This is a genomic window from Tsuneonella sp. CC-YZS046 (assembly GCF_035581365.1).
Classification (GTDB): domain Bacteria; phylum Pseudomonadota; class Alphaproteobacteria; order Sphingomonadales; family Sphingomonadaceae; genus JAWKXU01.
The window spans coordinates 2,212,618-2,229,485 of the sequence record NZ_CP141590.1; the positions used below are offsets into that span (position 1 = coordinate 2,212,618).

The 16,868-nt window shown below is 59.7% G+C and carries 15 protein-coding genes and 1 tRNA gene; 6 read left to right on the forward strand and 10 right to left on the reverse strand.

Features of this window, described 5'->3' with window-relative positions:
- Positions 1-79: 79 nt before the first annotated feature.
- Positions 80-2,620 carry a BapA/Bap/LapF family prefix-like domain-containing protein gene (locus U8326_RS10850; RefSeq protein ID WP_324740281.1) on the reverse strand — a complete coding sequence of 847 codons (2,541 nt, stop codon included), beginning with the start codon at positions 2,618-2,620 and terminating at the stop codon, positions 80-82.
- Between the two features lie 269 nt (positions 2,621-2,889).
- Between U8326_RS10850 and U8326_RS10855 the strand changes: the two genes are divergently transcribed.
- Positions 2,890-3,810: an IS1595 family transposase gene (locus U8326_RS10855; protein WP_324740283.1), complete on the forward strand. Its 921-nt coding sequence runs from the start codon at positions 2,890-2,892 to the stop codon at positions 3,808-3,810.
- A gap of 202 nt (positions 3,811-4,012) precedes the next feature.
- On the opposite strand, the gene U8326_RS10860 is transcribed toward U8326_RS10855, so the two are convergent.
- Both U8326_RS10860 and U8326_RS10865 read right to left on the reverse strand, forming a co-directional pair.
- A tRNA-Thr gene (locus U8326_RS10860) sits at positions 4,013-4,086 on the reverse strand.
- Between the two features lie 47 nt (positions 4,087-4,133).
- Positions 4,134-4,514: a hypothetical protein gene (locus U8326_RS10865; protein ID WP_324740284.1), complete on the reverse strand. Its 381-nt coding sequence runs from the start codon at positions 4,512-4,514 to the stop codon at positions 4,134-4,136.
- A gap of 185 nt (positions 4,515-4,699) precedes the next feature.
- Between U8326_RS10865 and U8326_RS10870 the strand changes: the two genes are divergently transcribed.
- Complete coding sequence (locus U8326_RS10870) at positions 4,700-4,849, forward strand: hypothetical protein (protein WP_324740286.1); 150 nt, start codon at positions 4,700-4,702, stop codon at positions 4,847-4,849.
- Positions 4,846-5,151, forward strand: coding sequence for a hypothetical protein (locus U8326_RS10875; RefSeq protein WP_324740288.1), 306 nt, complete (start codon positions 4,846-4,848; stop codon positions 5,149-5,151). Before U8326_RS10870 ends, U8326_RS10875 begins: the two co-directional genes overlap by 4 nt.
- Before the next feature lie 320 nt (positions 5,152-5,471).
- On the opposite strand, the gene U8326_RS10880 is transcribed toward U8326_RS10875, so the two are convergent.
- The 7 genes from U8326_RS10880 to U8326_RS10910 form a co-directional block, all read right to left on the reverse strand.
- Entirely contained in the window at positions 5,472-6,497 is a 1,026-nt protein-coding gene (locus tag U8326_RS10880; RefSeq protein WP_324740289.1) for a phosphotransferase family protein, read from the reverse strand.
- A 101-nt stretch (positions 6,498-6,598) separates the two neighbouring features.
- Entirely contained in the window at positions 6,599-7,078 is a 480-nt protein-coding gene (locus U8326_RS10885) for a hypothetical protein (RefSeq protein ID WP_324740291.1), read from the reverse strand.
- Positions 7,079-7,201: 123 nt separating this feature from the next.
- A complete protein-coding gene (locus U8326_RS10890) occupies positions 7,202-8,158 on the reverse strand; it encodes a DUF7065 domain-containing protein (protein ID WP_324740292.1) in 957 nt (318 codons plus the stop codon).
- A 4-nt stretch (positions 8,159-8,162) separates the two neighbouring features.
- Positions 8,163-10,754: a TonB-dependent receptor gene (locus tag U8326_RS10895; protein ID WP_324740293.1), complete on the reverse strand. Its 2,592-nt coding sequence runs from the start codon at positions 10,752-10,754 to the stop codon at positions 8,163-8,165.
- A gap of 646 nt (positions 10,755-11,400) precedes the next feature.
- Positions 11,401-12,369 carry a DUF7064 domain-containing protein gene (locus U8326_RS10900; protein ID WP_324740294.1) on the reverse strand — a complete coding sequence of 323 codons (969 nt, stop codon included), beginning with the start codon at positions 12,367-12,369 and terminating at the stop codon, positions 11,401-11,403.
- A complete protein-coding gene (locus tag U8326_RS10905) occupies positions 12,366-12,893 on the reverse strand; it encodes a hypothetical protein (RefSeq protein ID WP_324740295.1) in 528 nt (175 codons plus the stop codon). The genes U8326_RS10900 and U8326_RS10905 overlap by 4 nt, the downstream gene beginning before the upstream one ends.
- Positions 12,890-14,053 (reverse strand): phosphotransferase family protein, encoded by a 1,164-nt coding sequence (locus tag U8326_RS10910; RefSeq protein ID WP_324740296.1) that lies wholly within the window; start codon positions 14,051-14,053, stop codon positions 12,890-12,892. Before U8326_RS10910 ends, U8326_RS10905 begins: the two co-directional genes overlap by 4 nt.
- Before the next feature lie 244 nt (positions 14,054-14,297).
- Here U8326_RS10910 and U8326_RS10915 point away from each other — a divergent pair, with 244 nt between their 5' ends.
- From U8326_RS10915 to U8326_RS10925, 3 genes are all read left to right on the forward strand, one after another.
- Entirely contained in the window at positions 14,298-15,002 is a 705-nt protein-coding gene (locus U8326_RS10915) for a TetR/AcrR family transcriptional regulator (protein WP_324740297.1), read from the forward strand.
- Between the two features lie 141 nt (positions 15,003-15,143).
- Positions 15,144-16,319 carry a phosphotransferase family protein gene (locus tag U8326_RS10920; RefSeq protein ID WP_324740299.1) on the forward strand — a complete coding sequence of 392 codons (1,176 nt, stop codon included), beginning with the start codon at positions 15,144-15,146 and terminating at the stop codon, positions 16,317-16,319.
- Complete coding sequence (locus U8326_RS10925; protein WP_324740300.1) at positions 16,316-16,819, forward strand: hypothetical protein; 504 nt, start codon at positions 16,316-16,318, stop codon at positions 16,817-16,819. Before U8326_RS10920 ends, U8326_RS10925 begins: the two co-directional genes overlap by 4 nt.
- Positions 16,820-16,868: the final 49 nt, after the last annotated feature.

Below are 16,868 nucleotides of genomic sequence, written 5' to 3' on the forward strand. Positions count from 1 at the left end.
GTCTCGTATTATTGTTGTGTGGCCGAAACCAGGAGACACCGGACATTCCATGGTGCTCCTGGCCTTTAGCCTCTCGAGGCTAGATTAAGGAATGGTTATCGTCATCCGAATTTTGCGTTTGATTATCAGCTAGATACCCCAGTGGATCATCCAACGCATCCGGGTTGGCGGGAGGTGGATCGCTTTGATCGCCATCGCCCGCAGGCCCTTGCGGAGCGCCCTTTTCGGCATCTCCGTCACTGTCGGATTCACCCAGTTGCTGCAGGTAGCCTTCAAGGACATCCAGCAAGTCGCCCTTTCCTTCAAACAGTTCGAATTCGAAGCTGTCGGACGGCTTCTGTTCACCATTTGGCTCATTCGAAGACGATGCTGACTCGCCCAGCGGAATGACATCCCCCTCCATGAAGCTGGTCAATGCGAATACTTCCGGCTCCTCTCCAGGCGCCGAAAGATTGAGCGTAATCGTCAGCTCTGCTTGCTCCGTTTCACCGTTTGGCGCCTCGATTGTATAGGTGAAGACGTCCTGCGCCCCGCTAGAACCGGCAAAATCCGGATCGACCTCATAACTGTAGGAGCCATTCGGATTGATGGTGAGCGTTCCGTAATCACCCTCGATCTCCGTTCCACCTGCTTCCACAGGCGTCCCGTCAACATCGGTTACAACCGTTCCGACAGGAGCGGTATCGATTCCATCCGGCCCAGGATCGCTGATCACATTGCCCGAAACCGAGCCGGAAACCGATTCCGGATTGTTGTAGTCGAAGATGACGTCGGATGTGGTTTCGACCGTAATCGTAGGCAACAGTGCGACATCGAGAATGCCACCACTCGAGTTGCCGGTGACGACATAGTAAGTGTAACCGCCTTCAAACTCGGGCAGAATCAACGCTTCCGCACTCCAACTCGAGCCGACAACACCCAGAAATCCAGGATTGTAGACAAGCCAATCGGCCTGCTCGTCAACCAGTTCACCTTCCGTGCCACCATCCGCAACCCGGTAGATTTGAAGATCGAAGCTGGCGTCTCCATCTAGATTCAAGGCGGCTAGTGCTTGGCCGGCACCGTCGAGAGTCACCTGTCTGGTAGTGCCTTCCGCCACATCGAAGGTCAGCACGCTATTTGCCGTCAGGAGCGATAGAGTGACTGTATCATCCAGCAATCCGAGATCCAGAAGGCTGCCAATAGCAGCCGACTGAGTGTCCTGAGGCGTTTGTGTCGGGACAACGTCGAGGTCCAGGGTCTCCTCATTGTCGATCGCAATCAGCAGGTCCGGAGCGTCGACTAGAGCAGGCAGCGATTCATTGCCTGCCTCATCGGTCAGCGTCACCGTCAACTGCTCTCCATCCGTTTGCGGCGGATCGATATTGACCGTGAAGGTTCCGTTCGGAGCGACTGTGCCCGTGCCAAGTATCGTCGTTCCGTCAAGCCCGCCATAGACTGTAACAAGGGCATCAGGCTCGCCTGTGCCTGTTACGGTTGCGCCAGTTTCCTGATTCACTTCTGCCACTGGGGCTTCCGGAGCCTCGGTGTCAGCGTCTGCGTCTGCGTCAGCGTCCGCATCGGCATCGGCGTCGGCATCCGCGTCAGCATCGGCGTCGGCGTCGGCGTCCGCATCAGCATCAGCGTCCGCATCGGCATCAGCGTCCGCATCGGCATCGGCATCGGCGTCCGCATCAGTATCCGCATCGGCGTCCGCATCTACGTCAGCGTCAGCGTCAGCGTCGGCATCTGCATCCGCATCGGCGTCAGCATCAGCATCTGCGTCAGCGTCAGCGTCCGCATCAGCATCCGCGTCGGCATCTGCATCTGCATCCGCATCGGCATCTGCATCCGCATCCGCATCCGCGTCAGCATCAGCGTCGGCGTCTGCATCGGCATCTGCATCTGCATCTGCATCTGCATCTGCATCGGCATCAGCATCAGCGTCAGCGTCAGCATCGGCGTCGGCGTCAGCATCTGCATCGGCGTCAGCATCTGCATCGGCGTCAGCATCTGCATCGGCGTCAGCATCTGCATCCGCGTCGGCATCAGCATCCGCGTCAGCGTCAGCGTCGGCATCAGCATCAGCGTCAGCGTCTGCATCGGCGTCAGCATCAGCATCGGCGTCCGCGTCCGCATCGGCGTCAGCATCAGCATCGACGGGGACAACGGCCTTCGTATCATCATCTCCATCGCTTGCGACGGCTGCGATCAGGCCCGCGCCTCCTAGCAATCCCAAAGCAGGCACAAGGAGGTCGGCGCCACCATCACCCGACGCAACCGACGAACCCGCTAGAAGATCGCCAAGTCCATCCAGTTCATAAAACTCCAGGCTGTCAGTACCGCGTACGAGCCAGAGCGTGCCGTCATCTTCCTGAAGGACCAGCTCGCTGTAATCGGTTTCGGTGGCAACGAGATAGAAGTTCGCGGCCCGGATAACCTCGCCTGACTTTAGACGAATGAGAAGATCGTTTCCTTCGCGTTCAAGCGCAGCCAGATTTTCCCGTTCGACCGGCAACTTGACTACGCTTGGGCCATTGACAGCGATTGAATCCAAAGTTGCCGTTTGGGTTGTCCCGGTAGCTTTATCGAGAATTTCAACTGGCATCACTTCTCTCCGTTCAATCGCATCGGCAATCATTCGAAGTTCGGAGTTTCTGCTGAAATTCCCCGAACAAACGCGCAGTGCCGCCGCTCTACGCGAGCAATAAAAAGGCAGCTGCGAGACTCGGGAAAGCTACGCATGATAATAAGTCGATGTAAAATAGAGACTATTCCGTTTCCGGAACGAAAGCGCCTTAATGATCTACCAGTTCGCCCATGTGGCAAACGCCCCTAAACCTTAGGCGATTATATACCTTGCAAACACGGTGCTGAAATGGCATAAACTCCGGCAAGGAGTTCAACCCCATGTCTGCCCTTTCCCGTCCTGAGTTCCACAGTGAAGCAGCGGCCTTCGCCCACCTCGAAACCATCGTGTGGGCTGGTGAGCCGGTGTGTCCTCATTGCGGCGGCATGGACCGGATCACGAAGGTCAAGGCGAACCCGGCGAAGCGCATTCGTGAGGGCCTGTGGCGTCACGGCGACTGCAAGAAGCAGTTCACCGTCAAGGTCGGCACGGTGTTCGAGCACATGCGCCTTCCGCTGCACAAGGCTATGCAAGCCGTCTATCTGATGACGAGCAGCAAGAAGGGCGTCTCGGCGCACCAACTCCACCGTATGCTTGAGATCACCTACAAGAGTGCGTGGTTCCTCGCCCATCGTATCCGCGAAGCGATGGCTTCTGGCGACCTTACTCCGTTCGGCGGCAACGGTGGTGCAGTGGAAGTTGACGAAACCTTCATCGGCAAGCTCAAGGGCGTTCCGAAGCGCCGCGCCTTCCATCACAAAATGAAGGTATTGGCGCTGGTTGACCGTGATAGCGGCCAAGCCCGCACCATGGTTATCGACGACGTGAAGGCCGAGACGCTTATGCCGATCGTCAAGGCGAACGTCGCCCGCGAGGGCCGCGTAATGACCGACGAACACAGCGGCTATCGCGACATGGGCAAGTTCTTCGCCGCCCATGGCACGACGGCGCACGGTCGCGGCATCTATGTCGATCCCGACGATCGCAGCATCCACAGCAACACTGTCGAAGGCTATTTCAGCATCTTCAAGCGTGGCATGAAGGGCGTCTACCAGCACTGCGGCGAGCAGCATTTACACCGCTATCTGGCCGAGTTCGAATTCCGCTATAACAACCGCGCGGCACTCGGCCGCAACGACACCGACCGCTCTGTTGCGGCGCTGTCAGGCATCGTTGGCAAGCGGCTCACTTACGCTTCATAGACCGGACTATCAAAGTCTCCACTCAAGCGACCATCACGTCGAAGGCGAAACCGTTCACGCTGGATCACCAAACCTCATCGCCGTTGATAACGAGTCAAACTGATCAGCTATCAACAGCATTGACGGGATTTTAAGGTGGGTATGGCTTAGAAGCATACTTGGAAGTGAGACATCCCGCCAAGGTACTACCTTCCGCCGTGCGCGCCCTCGGCTGGACTCGAACCAGCAGCCGGGGACCTACGAAGAACCTGCTCTATCCAGTTGAGCTACGAGGGCCACACAGCAAAAACGCCGGGAGCTAAAACCTCCCGGCGTTTTCAATTTTAGTTCACTGCTCGCAGACCTCCGTCAAAAGGGCGCTGCGGAGCGTGGCGCTTTTCGTAGTAGCGTTCTCCGTCATAGACGAGCGCGCCCTCGCTCTTGAGCCGAGAAAGAACGGAACCAACAGTATCCTTGGCAACATCCGGGTTAAGGGCGCGGATCGCGTTATCGACTTCAGTCGTTGTTGCACCACGCTCTCCCATTTCCCGCATAAAGTCGAGAACGTGAGGCTTCACGCTGGGCGCGCGTTTCCGAGCGGTTTTCTCCGCGACGGGTGGTTCGCCTGACAGTTCACGCAACAGTTCGATCAAGGTTTCCTCCTTGACACGTAACCGCTCGATCTGAGCCCGCACAGCCTCAAGCTGGGCTTTGACTATGCTCATTTGCTTGCTCTCTCTTGCCATTGTATAGTCCTTTGGAAGTAAGACCTGGTGCCCGCTGGGGGACTCGAACCCCCACATCCCGCCAAGGATTTCGGTTTTAAAGACCGGTGCGTCTACCATTCCGCCAAGCGGGCACCGGCTCTTGATAAGGGCGCGCTATCAAGCCTGCAAGGAGATTCTTAACTATGAAGCCGCAGGATGGGGATAACTCCTCCCAGCTCGACAAGTTCAAGAAGCTCGCCCGCGAAATAGAGGCGGACGAGGATGAAGTGCGTTGGGATGAGAAATTGGCGAAGATCGCGAAGGTGAAGCCGAAGCCGGAGAAGTCGGAATGACGAAGCTCAAATGGGACAAGGCGGATAAGCGCGCAAAGGACCCAGGCGCGGTGATCGACGTTAGTTCGGAGCCGGGGCGGCCTGCGCGCTCACATAAAGAGCGGGTGAAGCGAGAGGCCGAACTAGCTAAAGAGCGGAAAGAACGGGAAGAGCGTTCCAAACAGCATGACAAAGACCTTATGGCAGCTCGGCGAGCGCGCCTATGGGGGCCAATGGTGGCCAAAGTACGCAAGAAACAAGAACGTGGGATGACGCTCACATCATGGGAAGAAGCCCTGCTTAAAGAGGGTGTTCCCCGCTAAAGCAAGGAGGTGCGGATATTTCCTTTGCTTTGTGAAGGACGTGTTTGCAAGGTATACAATCGCCAAACCTTAAGACTTACAAACGGGAACCAGAGGAAAGCTCCTTTAAGCCAGCTTGTCCGCTCTCCAAAACAGCTAGCAGATCGCGGCGTAAATTAGGGAAGTTTAGGCCTCGTCAGGGGGTGGACATTAGGTGCACCAATCAGTCTTCAATTGGAGCTGATTTTCGCCCTCGGGCATATCTCCGTCCATGCAACACAAACGGTATCAGCGCAGGCAGCCGGAGCCGCCCGCGCACGTCCTTGCCTCTTTCCGCGAACTTAGTGGATGTCTTCCGCCAGGAGTTCGGCCAGATGGTCGAGCACCATATGCGCCGAGGTGGCCAGCCAGCTCAGCAGGACGTCCTGATGATTGTTCCCGTCCCTTGCAGCCGTGAGGCATGAGGAAAGGTCGATCACCGCGCATTTCCATGCATTGAGCACATTATAGAAATGCAGCGTCTTCGGATCGATCACCCGGCCGGAATGGCGCTCGTAACCTTCGAGGAAATCTTCCCGGGTGAACAGGCCGGATATGCGCTCCCGGCCATCCTCCCCCTTGTTGGCGAAAATCGGCTGGAGGTTCCAGGCAAGGTCCTCGTGAAAATCGCCGATATGCGCCAGCTCCCAGTCAAGGACCGCCGTCACCCGGCCATCTTCGGGATCGAACAGGTAATTGCCCGTGCGATAGTCCCCGTGCACCAGCACGGGCTCATTGCAGGCTGGCAGGTTTTCCCGCATCCAGCCTTCGGCGATGGCCATGATTGGAAACGCGTCCACCACATCGTCGCGCCATGCCAGCGCCCACCAATTGACCTGACGGAGCGCAGGCTGCAGTGGATCCGCGTCCGGAACCGCGAAATCGGGAAGATCGGCGGAGCGGAAATCGAACCCGTGGATCCTGATCAGATTGTCCATGAACGCAGGAGCCAGCAAGGCACGCCAGCCCTCGTCGAAATCCGTGCGCAGGCCGGAAACCGAGGCAGCGGCCTGCGGCGGCTTGGCCACGCCCGAAACGAAGCTGGTCACCAGCCCAGGCAGCCCGAGCGCCGAGCCGTCGGCATCGACATACAGCACTTCCGGCACCGGCACGACATCGCGCATCGCACGCAACACCTGCGCTTCCCGGCGCCGGCAGGTTTCCAGCAGGCCCTCGAGCGGGTCCATGCGCAGGACAAGCTGCTCTCGCCCGCGCGGCCCGTCGTAGATGAACAGGAATTGCTCCTTCGACGCACCGCCCGACATGCGGCGCACATCGGAAATGGCGCCGCCCTCTTCGGCCAGAAGACGCGAGAGGCCTTCGCTCACCTGCGCGACTGTTCGCGGGCTATAAGGTCCCTGCAGCCGGCGGGCGCGTTTCTCGTGCAATATTTCGCGAATGCGCGGTTCGATATCATCGATATCGGAGATCAACTTGCATGTCCCTTGATAATGTCGTCGACGGGGTGGAGTTCATCGGGCTTCAGATCGAAGCCGCTAAGCTGGAACCAGGAACGGTCCCGCAGCGATTGCCGCTTGCTGAAGGCCAGCAGCGCCTTGCGGAGCGCTGTGCGGAACGCCGCTTCTCCATCGAGGTCGGCAGCCCGGACAAGCGCGTCCGCGCCCGCCATCACCGCCTTGAAATGCTGTTCGGCCGACCAGTCGGCACTGCCCGCAATCGCCGCGATCAGGCCGGCGGAAGCTTGCTGCGTGCGTTCCCCGCCCTGCGCATCCAGCCCCTCGATGGATTGAACCAGATCGGCCAGGCAGGCCTTCGCGTAGTCTTCCGCCTTGTTCCATTGCGCCGCCAGCAATTTCAACTGGCCGATCACCAGCGCCGCCTGCTCCCGCGCAAGGCTGTTGTTGCCGTCGATGGCAGGAGAAACGACTTCCTGCATCGCACGCAGCATTGTGGCGATGCGAAGATCTATACTGGGAGTCAAAATGCAATCTCCATGAGGAGGCGAAAATACGCTCCAGGCTCCGCAGCGCGAAGCCTGGCGACGTAACGTGATCGAACCGCCGGGAAGCGTTTACTTGCGTATCCGGTTGAGAGGGAAACCCTCGAGATAGGTGCCGATACCCACCCGGCCATCCGTGGTGTGCCAGCGGGTCATGGTGATCGGAGACAGATTGTTGCCATAGGGCACCCACGGGTGATGGGTGAGCACGGAGCCGTAAACCGTGTGCTCGCGATCATCGCGGTCGATCAGCGTCATTTCCATGGAAGTCGGGAAAAGCTCCGGGCGGAGAGTTCCGATCCGGCCGCCCTTGGCGCCCCGAACCTGGCCGTCGATCAGCGCATAGCCATGCTTGAACACATGCTGCTGGCCGACAGGGGCGTCACGGTCGACCGAAAAGATGCCATGCAGGCTGTAATTCTCGCCGAAATGCGCATTCGCCCAGAGGATGGGATGGAAGCCGTTTTCCGGGCGCGGACCCCAGCTGTGATCCATGGTCGAAACGCAATCGATCGGATATTCCTTGCCGCCGATCTTCAGGCGCCCGACGACCTTGACCGTCATGTCGAAATGCGCGCTGTAGGCGGAGCCGAAGCCGGTATTGGCGATGGCGGCGGCTTCGTCGACGACCGCCATCGGGTCCATCTCCGGATCGTGAATATCGTAAGGCTCCATCAGCGCCTCGCATTCGAGGTGCAAATCGATCCCGCCGGCACGATAATCGATCTCATAGTCCCGGATAGACTTTGCGCGGAAGCTCAGCCCGGTTTCGAGCGTGAAATCCTCTGCCTTTTCAACCAGCGGATTGTGGTTGATCAGATCGATATAGACCGCATCATCGGCGCTGAAACCGGGCCGATCGACGATCTCGATATCCGAGATGGTCGCTCCCACTCCCGCCCGATGGACGATGTAGACGAAGCCGAAGATGTTCGCTTCGGGAATGTAGAAGTTGAAATAGCCTGTCTCCGCCCAATTCCACGGAATATTATCGGGGACGTGAAGCTTGATGTCTGCATCTGTAATCATCGTATCACCTGATCTTGAACCCAAAGGTTATGCCATAGGTAGCGGGCCTGCCAGCCAGACGGCCCGAGGAGTCGCTGGATGGGATGACGGAGGTCCAATAGTACTTGTTGAAGATATTCTTGCCCCACACCATGACGCGCCATGCGCCATCTTCGGCTTCGAAGCCAGCGCGGGCATCCACCGTGGCATAGCCGTCGACGGTGTAGGGGAAGCGGCTAACCCCAGGCGCGATCCGGTAGCGCGGTGCGTCAGGCAGAGTGGTCACGCCGCCCCCGATCGCCGCATCCTGGCCGGAGCGGGCGCTGACCGTGAAGCCGAGAAACGGCTGCCCGCCAAGCGCGCTGAACTTGTAGTCGGCATTGAACACGCCAGCCCATTTCGGCGTGTAGGGTAGAGGATTGCCCGACAGATCCTCCCGGTTGTCGCCACCGACGATATAGTCGGGATTATCGACGCCGCCGAAGCCGTCGAACCCGATGTAGCGCTGTACCTTGGAATTGAGATGGGTGACTGCGCCGGTCAGGGTCAGCCCGTCGACCGGACGGACAGTCAACTCCGCTTCCGCGCCCCAGATGCGGGACTTGGGCACATTGACCAGAAGATCGATCGTGCCGAAGATCACGTCATACAGCTTACCGCGGACCTGCTTGTTGCGATAATCATAGTAGAAGCCCGCCAGATTCAACTGGATCTTGCGGTCGGCGAAGGATGCCTTGAGGCCGGCTTCATAGGCCGTGACCTTCTCCTGCGTCACCGGCAGCATCGAGGTGTAGGACGCGGCCGCCGCGGTCGGGAAGCTGCCCGCCTTGTAGCCGCGCGAAACATTGCCGTATAGCAGCAGATCGGGCGTCGCCTGATAGTCGGCCCCGAAGCGCCAGGACACGTTGTCCTCCTTCAGCTGGGCCTGGAACGGGATGCCGGGAATGCCGAAAGCGCTGGTGGTCGTGAGCGGGCTCAAAATGGTGAGGCCCTTCGGCAGGTCGAGGCCAAGCTGCAGCGAGTTGAGCGTATAGCTGTCGCCCGGGCCGATCGGCGTGAACGGCTGGTCGGAATAGCCGCCCAGCAGATTGAACAGATCGTCCAGATTGCCGTTAGCCAGCGAGTAGGAGGCGTTACGCGCCCGGATGCGCGAGTTGGTGTAGCGCCCAGCGGCCTTCAGGGTAAGTTCGGGCGTGACGCTGAACTCCAGATTTCCGAAGAAGGCATAATTGCGGATTTTCTGGTTCAGCCTGTCGCCGCTGGCATTGATATAGAAGTTGCCCGGCGAGTAGTTGGTGTTGCCCCAATAGCGGATCAGCAGATCCTCGAAGGTCTTGCTGTCCTCATAGTTCGCGCCGAGCAGCCAGCGGAAAGAATTGCTCGCGCCGTTTCCGATGCGCAATTCCTGGTTGAAGGACTTCACCGTGCCGTCCGAGATCGGGAAGTCGTAGGCGACGATCGCCATGCCATCGCTGTCGATCGTCTGGCGCTGCTTGTAATCGACATAGGAAGTGAGTGAGGTCAGGGTGATGTCGTCGGTGACATCGAGGTCGGCGCGCAGCGAAGCCTGGAACAGCCTGCGGTTGGCGCGCGGCTCGAATTCCGTATAGGACGCGGTCGCGGGATCGCTTGTACCGCCCGGCCCCTGGGTTGTGGCGGTGTTGGGATCGAGCGCGAGCGTCGACCAGTCGGCCGCCCGCGGATTGAGCGGCGAGAAGGGATAGCTCAGGTTGGCGGATGGCGCGCCCGGGATCAGCGGCGGCTGATAGGCGTTGCGCAGCGGATCGTCGATCGCATTGCTCAAGCTCGGCGGAAGGGGCGGCGTGTCGCCACCGATGCCTTCATGGGTCGCGATCAGCTGCTGCGCCTGCGGCTCCGACTTGTCGCGCCAGCCATTGACGTTGAGCTGGAAGCGCAGGGCCGAGCTGGCATCCCAGTCGAGCAGCATGCGGCCCGCGATATAGGATTGCTTGCCGTTCTTGTCGTCGCGCGTGTAGCTCTTCTGCCAGCCGTCGGAGTTCAGCCCGGTCACCGCGATGCGGCCGCGCAGCGTCTCGGTCAGCGGGCCGGAGATATAAGCATTGCCCTCGATCGCATTGAACCGGCCATAGCCGATATCGCCGCCGGCCTGGAACGTATCGGTGGGCTTGGCGGCGATGTAGTTGATCGCGCCGCCGGTCGAGTTCTGGCCGAACAGGGTGCCCTGCGGCCCCTTGAGCACTTCGATCCGTTCCAGATCGAACGCGGAATGCGCGGTCAGCGCCGGGAACGACAGCGGCGCCTGGTCGATATAGACGGTTACCGCCGGATAGACGCCCAGTGAATATTCGTTGAAGCCCACCCCGCGCAGGGTCAGGATCGGGGTAGCGGTGGCGCTGGGCGCGAAGCTGAGGCCCGGAACGGTGGCGGCAATATCCTCGATCGAGGTCACCTTGCGCTCGGCCAGCGCCTCGCCGGTGATTGCCGTGATTGTCAGGCCGACCTTGTTCAGGCTTTCTTCGCGCTTGTTCGCGGTGACCACGATCTCATCGCCAGGGGCGCCCTGGGCATGCACCGCCGAGAAAGGAACCAGTGCAGCAGCCCCGGCAAGCAACGCTTTCCCATACCTCAATTCCATTTTCCTCTCCTTGCACCGTTATCTTATTGAACGAGCTGAAAACCAGCCGAAGATAAATTCATTAAATCAATATCTTATCCCGAATGGCGAACCTCATCCGAACCGGCACGCCCGGAATGACGAGGCCATTGCCCCATCGGGATCATCCGAATGCCTCTCGTAAAGTTCTGCCCGGAACGAGTCAAATGGATAAACCATTTAATGATTTGATAATTATATCTATCTGTTTTTATTGAATTTCATTCTTGTGTTTTCCAAATCTTATCGAGACACAGCCTGCCCGCCCCCTCCCGCCGGGTTTCCAGATATGGCCGATCTTCTTCCATTGCTTTAATGCGTTAAAGTTACAGCGCCTGAAACTGGCCTTGCCCGAGCCGGCCCATGACCCGACCGCCGTCTCATCGGCAAATCCGGGCGGCCAGCGCATCGGCGCCCAGGCTACGGGAATCGCTCCTGCTCGACCCTCTCCTCTCCCTTTCAACCCAATGGCGGTTTAGTTCACCGCTTCACAATGTAATACATTACATTACATTTTGCTGTCAATGAGTGAAATGTAATTCATTCCATGGTGGTGGCGGGCAAAGGAAAAACCCCGGCCTGGCATTCCAGACCGGGGCTGAGGATGGTCGCAGAAATCTCTGTCGCGTCAGATTCGCGCGATCAGATCGCGCTCCCGCGTGAGGTAGGCCCGGCTGAGCACATCCTGCTGCACGCCATGGCCGATCCGGCCATTCCAGTTCCACCGCATGAAGCTCTGCGCATAGACCATCGACGGGAAAGGCGCCCAGACGCAGCCATTGATGGCCGCGCCGGTCAGGCTGAAAGACCGGCCCAGCTTGTCCGTGACGTGCAGCGTGTTGGACATCGGCAGCAGCCGGTGACGTTCCGCGCCACCTTCGGCCGCGACCAGCCCGCTCAACTCCCCATCCGCCAGGGCATAGCCGCTGATCAGCGGGCCGAACGCGCTGGTGCGCGCCGGATCGAGCCCGAGAAAGGCATGGACGGTCAGTTCCTCGCCGAAAGAGCCGTGAATCCAGATCGCATTGCCATTTGCCCTTTCCTTGCGCGGTCCCCAGCTCCGGTCGAGCGTATCCACGTAATCGACCGCATATTCGCGCCCGCGCAGGGTGAGCCGGCCGGTGATCCGCCCGGTAATCTCGTAATGGCCGGAAAAGGCGGCACCGCCCCAGCCCGCGCCGATCCGGCCTGCCGCCATGGGGTCCATGTCCGGATCGTTCATGTCGAAGGGAGACATGAGGGATCGGAATTCCAGTTCGAATGATGTGTCGTCGATACCCTCGTAGCTCATTTGATAATGCTCGAGCGGCTTGACGGCACGGACCGAAAGGCCATTGGGCAGGGAATAATCGAGCAGCGATTGCGGGCACGGCAGATGCTGCTGATTGTCGACATAGGCCTGCGCCTCCCATTCAGGCGCGATCCGATCCTGGATCACGATATCGGACATGGTTACGCCGAGCCTGGGCCGGGACAGGAGATAGATGCTGCCGGAGATGCGATGCTCCGGAACGGCGAACGGGAAGAAATTGGTTTCGCACCAGTCGTAGGGCGAATCCGCTCCAAACTGAAACTCGGCGTGCTCGGGCAAGATCATGACGCATTCTCCTGGGCCTTGGCGAACATTTCCTCAAGCTCCTGCACCTCTTCCGGATGAGGATCGAAACCGGCGTCCTTGAACCAGACCCGCTCACGCCCTGCCTGACGCCGGGAAAAGGCGAAGGCCGCGCGTTCGAGCCGGTCGCGATAATTCGCATCGCCGTCCTCGGCCGCCGCCCTGAGCAATGCCTCGAACGCCTTGCCGAGAAGCTGATAGGCGGCAGCCGGATTGGCGGCAGCCTTCACCTCGTCGCGAGCCACGCCAAGCCGCCGTGCCGCATCCGAGGTGAGCGCCCCGCCCTTCGCTTCCGGCAGATCGTCGATCGTATGCCGGATGTCGTCCAGGCACATCGCATGATAGTCCCCGATATAGGGCATCTGCCGGATCAGCATCCTCAGCTGCGCCAGTACGAGGCCGCATTGCTCGTTCGCCAGCGAATTGGCGGGATCGACCGCGGGGAAGATCACCTGCTCAAGCGTATGAACGAGGCTTTGCAGCCGGATGTTCGGATTGGGCGTCATCCGAGATCTCCTTCAAGCAGGCGGCACAGCGTTTCGGAAAGACCTGCCGTAACGGATGCGAGATAGGCAAGCAGCGCGTTCTGGTGATTGGTTCCGTCGCGCGCAGCCAGCACCGAGGAGGTGTGGTTCATCACGATGAGCTTGTAGCTCGTCAGCACCCGATACCAGTAAAGCACATCGGGATCGACGGTTCGGCCCGAGGCAGCCTGGTATTTTTCCAGCAGTTCGCCCGTCGTGAACATCGTCCCGACGATGAGTTCACCCTCCGCATTGCGGGTGCCGAACAGCGGCTCGAAACTATAGGCCAGGTCTTCGTGGAAATCGCCGATATGCGAAAGTTCCCAATCCAGAATGGCCGTGATGCGGAGCGTTTCCTCGTCGAACAGGAAATTGCCCAGCCGATAGTCGCCCTGCAGCAGCACGGGCTGCGGACATACCGGCAGCCGCTCGTAGAGCCAGTTCTCGGCCAGCGTGAGCAGAACGGAGGTATCCGTGCCATCGACCTCGCGCACATAGCGCCAGTAATTGACCTGCCAGAGCGCGGCATCCGTGGTCCCCGGCCTCGGCTTGGCATAATCATCCAGACCGACCTTCTCGTAATCCACGTCGTGAATCGCGGCGAGATAGTCGATGAATTGCGGAGCCAGGGCGCCACCGATCCGCGGGCCAAGATTGGCGCCGAGGCCGGATGGGCCGGATTCATTCGAAGTCGGCTTGGTCACTCCACCCACGAAACCCGTGACGAGGAGCGGTTGACCAAGGGCCTCGCCGTCCGCATCCACGCAAAGAACCGGCGGCGCCGGCACCACATCGGCCACCGCGCGGATGACTTGCGCTTCCCTGCGCCGGCATGTCTCGAGAATGCCTTCGCGCGGGTCCATGCGCAGCACGCATTTCGAGCCGGGTGGAAATTGCGGCCCTTCCAGATCGATCAGGAACTGCTCCTTGGAAGCGCCGCCGCCCATCCGGCGGACATTGGACGCCGTTGCATCCAACTTCGATCGCGCGAACAGCGCGCTGGCGCCCTGCGCGATCTCGGCCGCCGTTCTGGGCCGGTAGGCGCCCAGTTTCCGCCTCTCGTGCTTTTCCACCAGGATCTCGCGCAACCTCGGCTCGATCGCGTCGCGGTCGACGGAATGGACGGATGTCCTTTCCAGCATGCTGTTCCTTCTCCCAAACTCTCGAATATCGTTTCGGCTTGACGGCATAGACGTGTAATGTCTTACATTACAAGTCATGAATTCGGCTGGAATCATAACTTGCGGCACTCGTTCCGGAGAGAATCCGGGCAAGCCTGTTTGCCCGAGCTTCGGGAGAGCCGCATCATGCAATTTGCAGCAAGGGATCACTCGGCTAACGTCGCCGCGCAAGCGTGAAATAACGGGACCATGGCGGGGCAGACAAATGCTTAGAAAAATACCGAAAGAGCAACGCAAGAAAAAGATACTCGACGGGGTCGAGAAGCTGATATTGCAAAATTCCAGCACCGATTTCACCATGTATCAGCTTGCCGAATTCGTCGGAATCAGCCCTACGACATTCTATAATCTTTTCGGGTCGAAGGGCGCTGTTCTCTACAGCCTGTTGAATCGGGGGCTGGATCAGATCATCAATGAGCGGCACGATGGCACAGCTTCGGATGATCCGGTCATCTATGCGATCTATAGTATGACGCACGCCGCGAAGATTTTTGTCGATAAGCCCGGCTTGTACCGGCCTCTCTACAAATTCCAGCTGGGCGAGCGGGACATGGGCGCGCGCCCGTTCTACCTCGATCGCGGGCTTACCTATTGGAAGCGCAGTCTCGAGGGATTGGTCGAGCGCGGATATCTTCAGGACGATCCGGCCGATGGCAGTTTTTCCCGGGACGACGTCGCGCTTGCGCTGCTGACCCACAGTTCCGGAGTGATCGATCTCTGGGTGCAGGAAGATATCGACAATGAGGAATTCGTCGCCCGCATGACTCATGACGCGGCGCTGCTCGTTTATGCGGTGGTTCCCGATGCCGAGCGCAGGAAGATCGAGGAGATCATCGCGTCCGTCCGGCCGCAGATCAGGAAATTCTCCTTCTTGCGGAAGAACGCGCCCCACGAAACGCGCAAGAAGTAAATTTCCTTAAAACATTGATTTGGAGAGAGTGACAATGGAATGCCCCTTGATCGAAGAATATGCCGCCAGCGCTGGCGGGATGGAAGCCGCAACCGGCTCCATCGTTCGTTCGAATGAGGCCGTTTCGTCGATGAGCGCGGCATGACCGCGGAACTGACGGTGGACGCCAGACCGCTTGCGCATCTGAAGGATCAGGACCGCTTTCTCCAGGAGATGCTCAACCAGCGCCTGCGCAAACGCGAATGGGGCGCTTACCAGCCCGTTTCGCCTCAAGAGATCGAAGAACGGCTGACGAATTTCCTGAGTGCGCAGGGGTTGGAGAATTTCTCCATCGCCGAGCTTTCCAGGCTGGCCGGGGGCGCTTCCAAGGAACAGTTCCTGTTCACTCTGCTCCAGCCTGGCAAAGATACAGCCGAACGGCTCGTGCTGCGCATGGACCCCACCGATGGCGTGCTGGAAACCAGCCGTGAGCGGGAATTCGAGCTGCTGGAAGCGATGCAGGGCATCGTTCCCGCGCCACAGCCCCGCTTTCTGGACAAGGAAGGCAAGTGGCTCGGCTCCCCGAGCATGATCACCACATTCGTCGAGGGCACGACCAAGCCCACCGCGGGCGGAGCGGGCGTATCGGGGCTGGGAACCGGCTTCAATGTCGAATGGCGCCGCAGGCTGGCGCCGCAATTCATGCATCACCTGCGCGCGATCCATGAATTCGATTTCCGCGCCAATTCCCTGCCCCATTTCGAGATTCCGGATGCGGACCCCTATCAGGCCGCGCGTTTCCGCGTGAACCTGTGGGCGTGGGTCTGGCGGGAATCGGCCTTCGCCCCCAATCCGGTGTTTGCGGTGGTCGAATCCTGGCTGCGCGCCAATATGCCGGAAACGCAGGAACTCGTTCTGGTCCACGGCGATTTCCGCACCGGCAATTACCTGTTCGACGAGGACAGCGGCGAGATCACCGCCATCCTCGACTGGGAACTCGCCCATATCGGGGATTATCACGAGGATCTTGCCTGGTCCTTCGTGGAAATCTTCGGCGCGCGGAACGAGCAGGGCGAATATCTCTGTTCCAACCTGATGACCGCGGACGAATTCATAGGAAGTTACGAAGACGCCACGGGCCGCAAGGTGGATCGCAAAATCCTGCGCTTCTACCGCATCCTGCTCGCATGGAGCGTGGTCGCCATGGCCAGCAATGGCCTGACCGCAGCTTCGCGCCATCATAATCACCAGGACATCCTCCTCACCTGGCTTTCGATGGTGTCCCCGCCATTGCTCGACGAATTGACCCGCCTCCTGCTCGAGGAGAACGCAGAATGATCCCGGGATTTGCCATCCGGCTCGACAGCATGAGCCGTGCCATCAGCAGCGTCATCATCCCGGCCATCGATCCGGAGAACCGCCTGGCCCAGGAACAGGCCGCGCTCCTGCTCGGCCAATTGGCGATGATGTCGGGGCAATGGGACAAGGTCGAGAGATATACCGAACTCTGCCACGCCGACCTCACCTCCACGGCCAAGGCGCTGAAGCCGGAAGGCGGCGCGGCGACGACGGCTGCCGGCGAAGAGCTTTCGAACCGGATCGCAGCCGCGCAAGCGCCGAGCGAAGAGAGCTTCCGCGAAGTCTCGGCGGCGCTGGAGGAGCTGGTTCAGGCTGTCGATGAGGATGGCGGCGATGCCTTCCGGCGCCATCTTCACAAGGAAGTGCTGGAATTCGGCAAGAGACAGGCGTTTCGCGACCGGGCCTGGTTCGTGGCTTGCGGGTTCGATGTGAACGCAGGCGAGCTGCCACGGATCGAGGACCTGATCCGAGCGGGCTAGAAAAAAGCAAGGTCCGGAGCGGGCAGCGATCCGTCCGCCCCGGGCCGGC

Excerpts from the sequence above, each read along its gene's own strand:
- U8326_RS10850 (WP_324740281.1), bottom strand. The coding sequence starts at position 2,620 with ATGATTGCCGATGCGATTGAACGGAGAGAAGTGATGCCAGTTGAAATT.
- U8326_RS10855 (WP_324740283.1), top strand. The coding sequence starts at position 2,890 with ATGTCTGCCCTTTCCCGTCCTGAGTTCCACAGTGAAGCAGCGGCCTTC.
- U8326_RS10865 (WP_324740284.1), bottom strand. The coding sequence starts at position 4,514 with ATGAGCATAGTCAAAGCCCAGCTTGAGGCTGTGCGGGCTCAGATCGAG.
- U8326_RS10870 (WP_324740286.1), top strand. The coding sequence starts at position 4,700 with ATGAAGCCGCAGGATGGGGATAACTCCTCCCAGCTCGACAAGTTCAAG.
- U8326_RS10875 (WP_324740288.1), top strand. The coding sequence starts at position 4,846 with ATGACGAAGCTCAAATGGGACAAGGCGGATAAGCGCGCAAAGGACCCA.
- U8326_RS10885 (WP_324740291.1), bottom strand. The coding sequence starts at position 7,078 with ATGCTGCGTGCGATGCAGGAAGTCGTTTCTCCTGCCATCGACGGCAAC.
- U8326_RS10890 (WP_324740292.1), bottom strand. The coding sequence starts at position 8,158 with ATGATTACAGATGCAGACATCAAGCTTCACGTCCCCGATAATATTCCG.
- U8326_RS10895 (WP_324740293.1), bottom strand. The coding sequence starts at position 10,754 with ATGGAATTGAGGTATGGGAAAGCGTTGCTTGCCGGGGCTGCTGCACTG.
- U8326_RS10900 (WP_324740294.1), bottom strand. The coding sequence starts at position 12,369 with ATGATCTTGCCCGAGCACGCCGAGTTTCAGTTTGGAGCGGATTCGCCC.
- U8326_RS10905 (WP_324740295.1), bottom strand. The coding sequence starts at position 12,893 with ATGACGCCCAATCCGAACATCCGGCTGCAAAGCCTCGTTCATACGCTT.
- U8326_RS10910 (WP_324740296.1), bottom strand. The coding sequence starts at position 14,053 with ATGCTGGAAAGGACATCCGTCCATTCCGTCGACCGCGACGCGATCGAG.
- U8326_RS10915 (WP_324740297.1), top strand. The coding sequence starts at position 14,298 with ATGCTTAGAAAAATACCGAAAGAGCAACGCAAGAAAAAGATACTCGAC.
- U8326_RS10920 (WP_324740299.1), top strand. The coding sequence starts at position 15,144 with ATGACCGCGGAACTGACGGTGGACGCCAGACCGCTTGCGCATCTGAAG.
- U8326_RS10925 (WP_324740300.1), top strand. The coding sequence starts at position 16,316 with ATGATCCCGGGATTTGCCATCCGGCTCGACAGCATGAGCCGTGCCATC.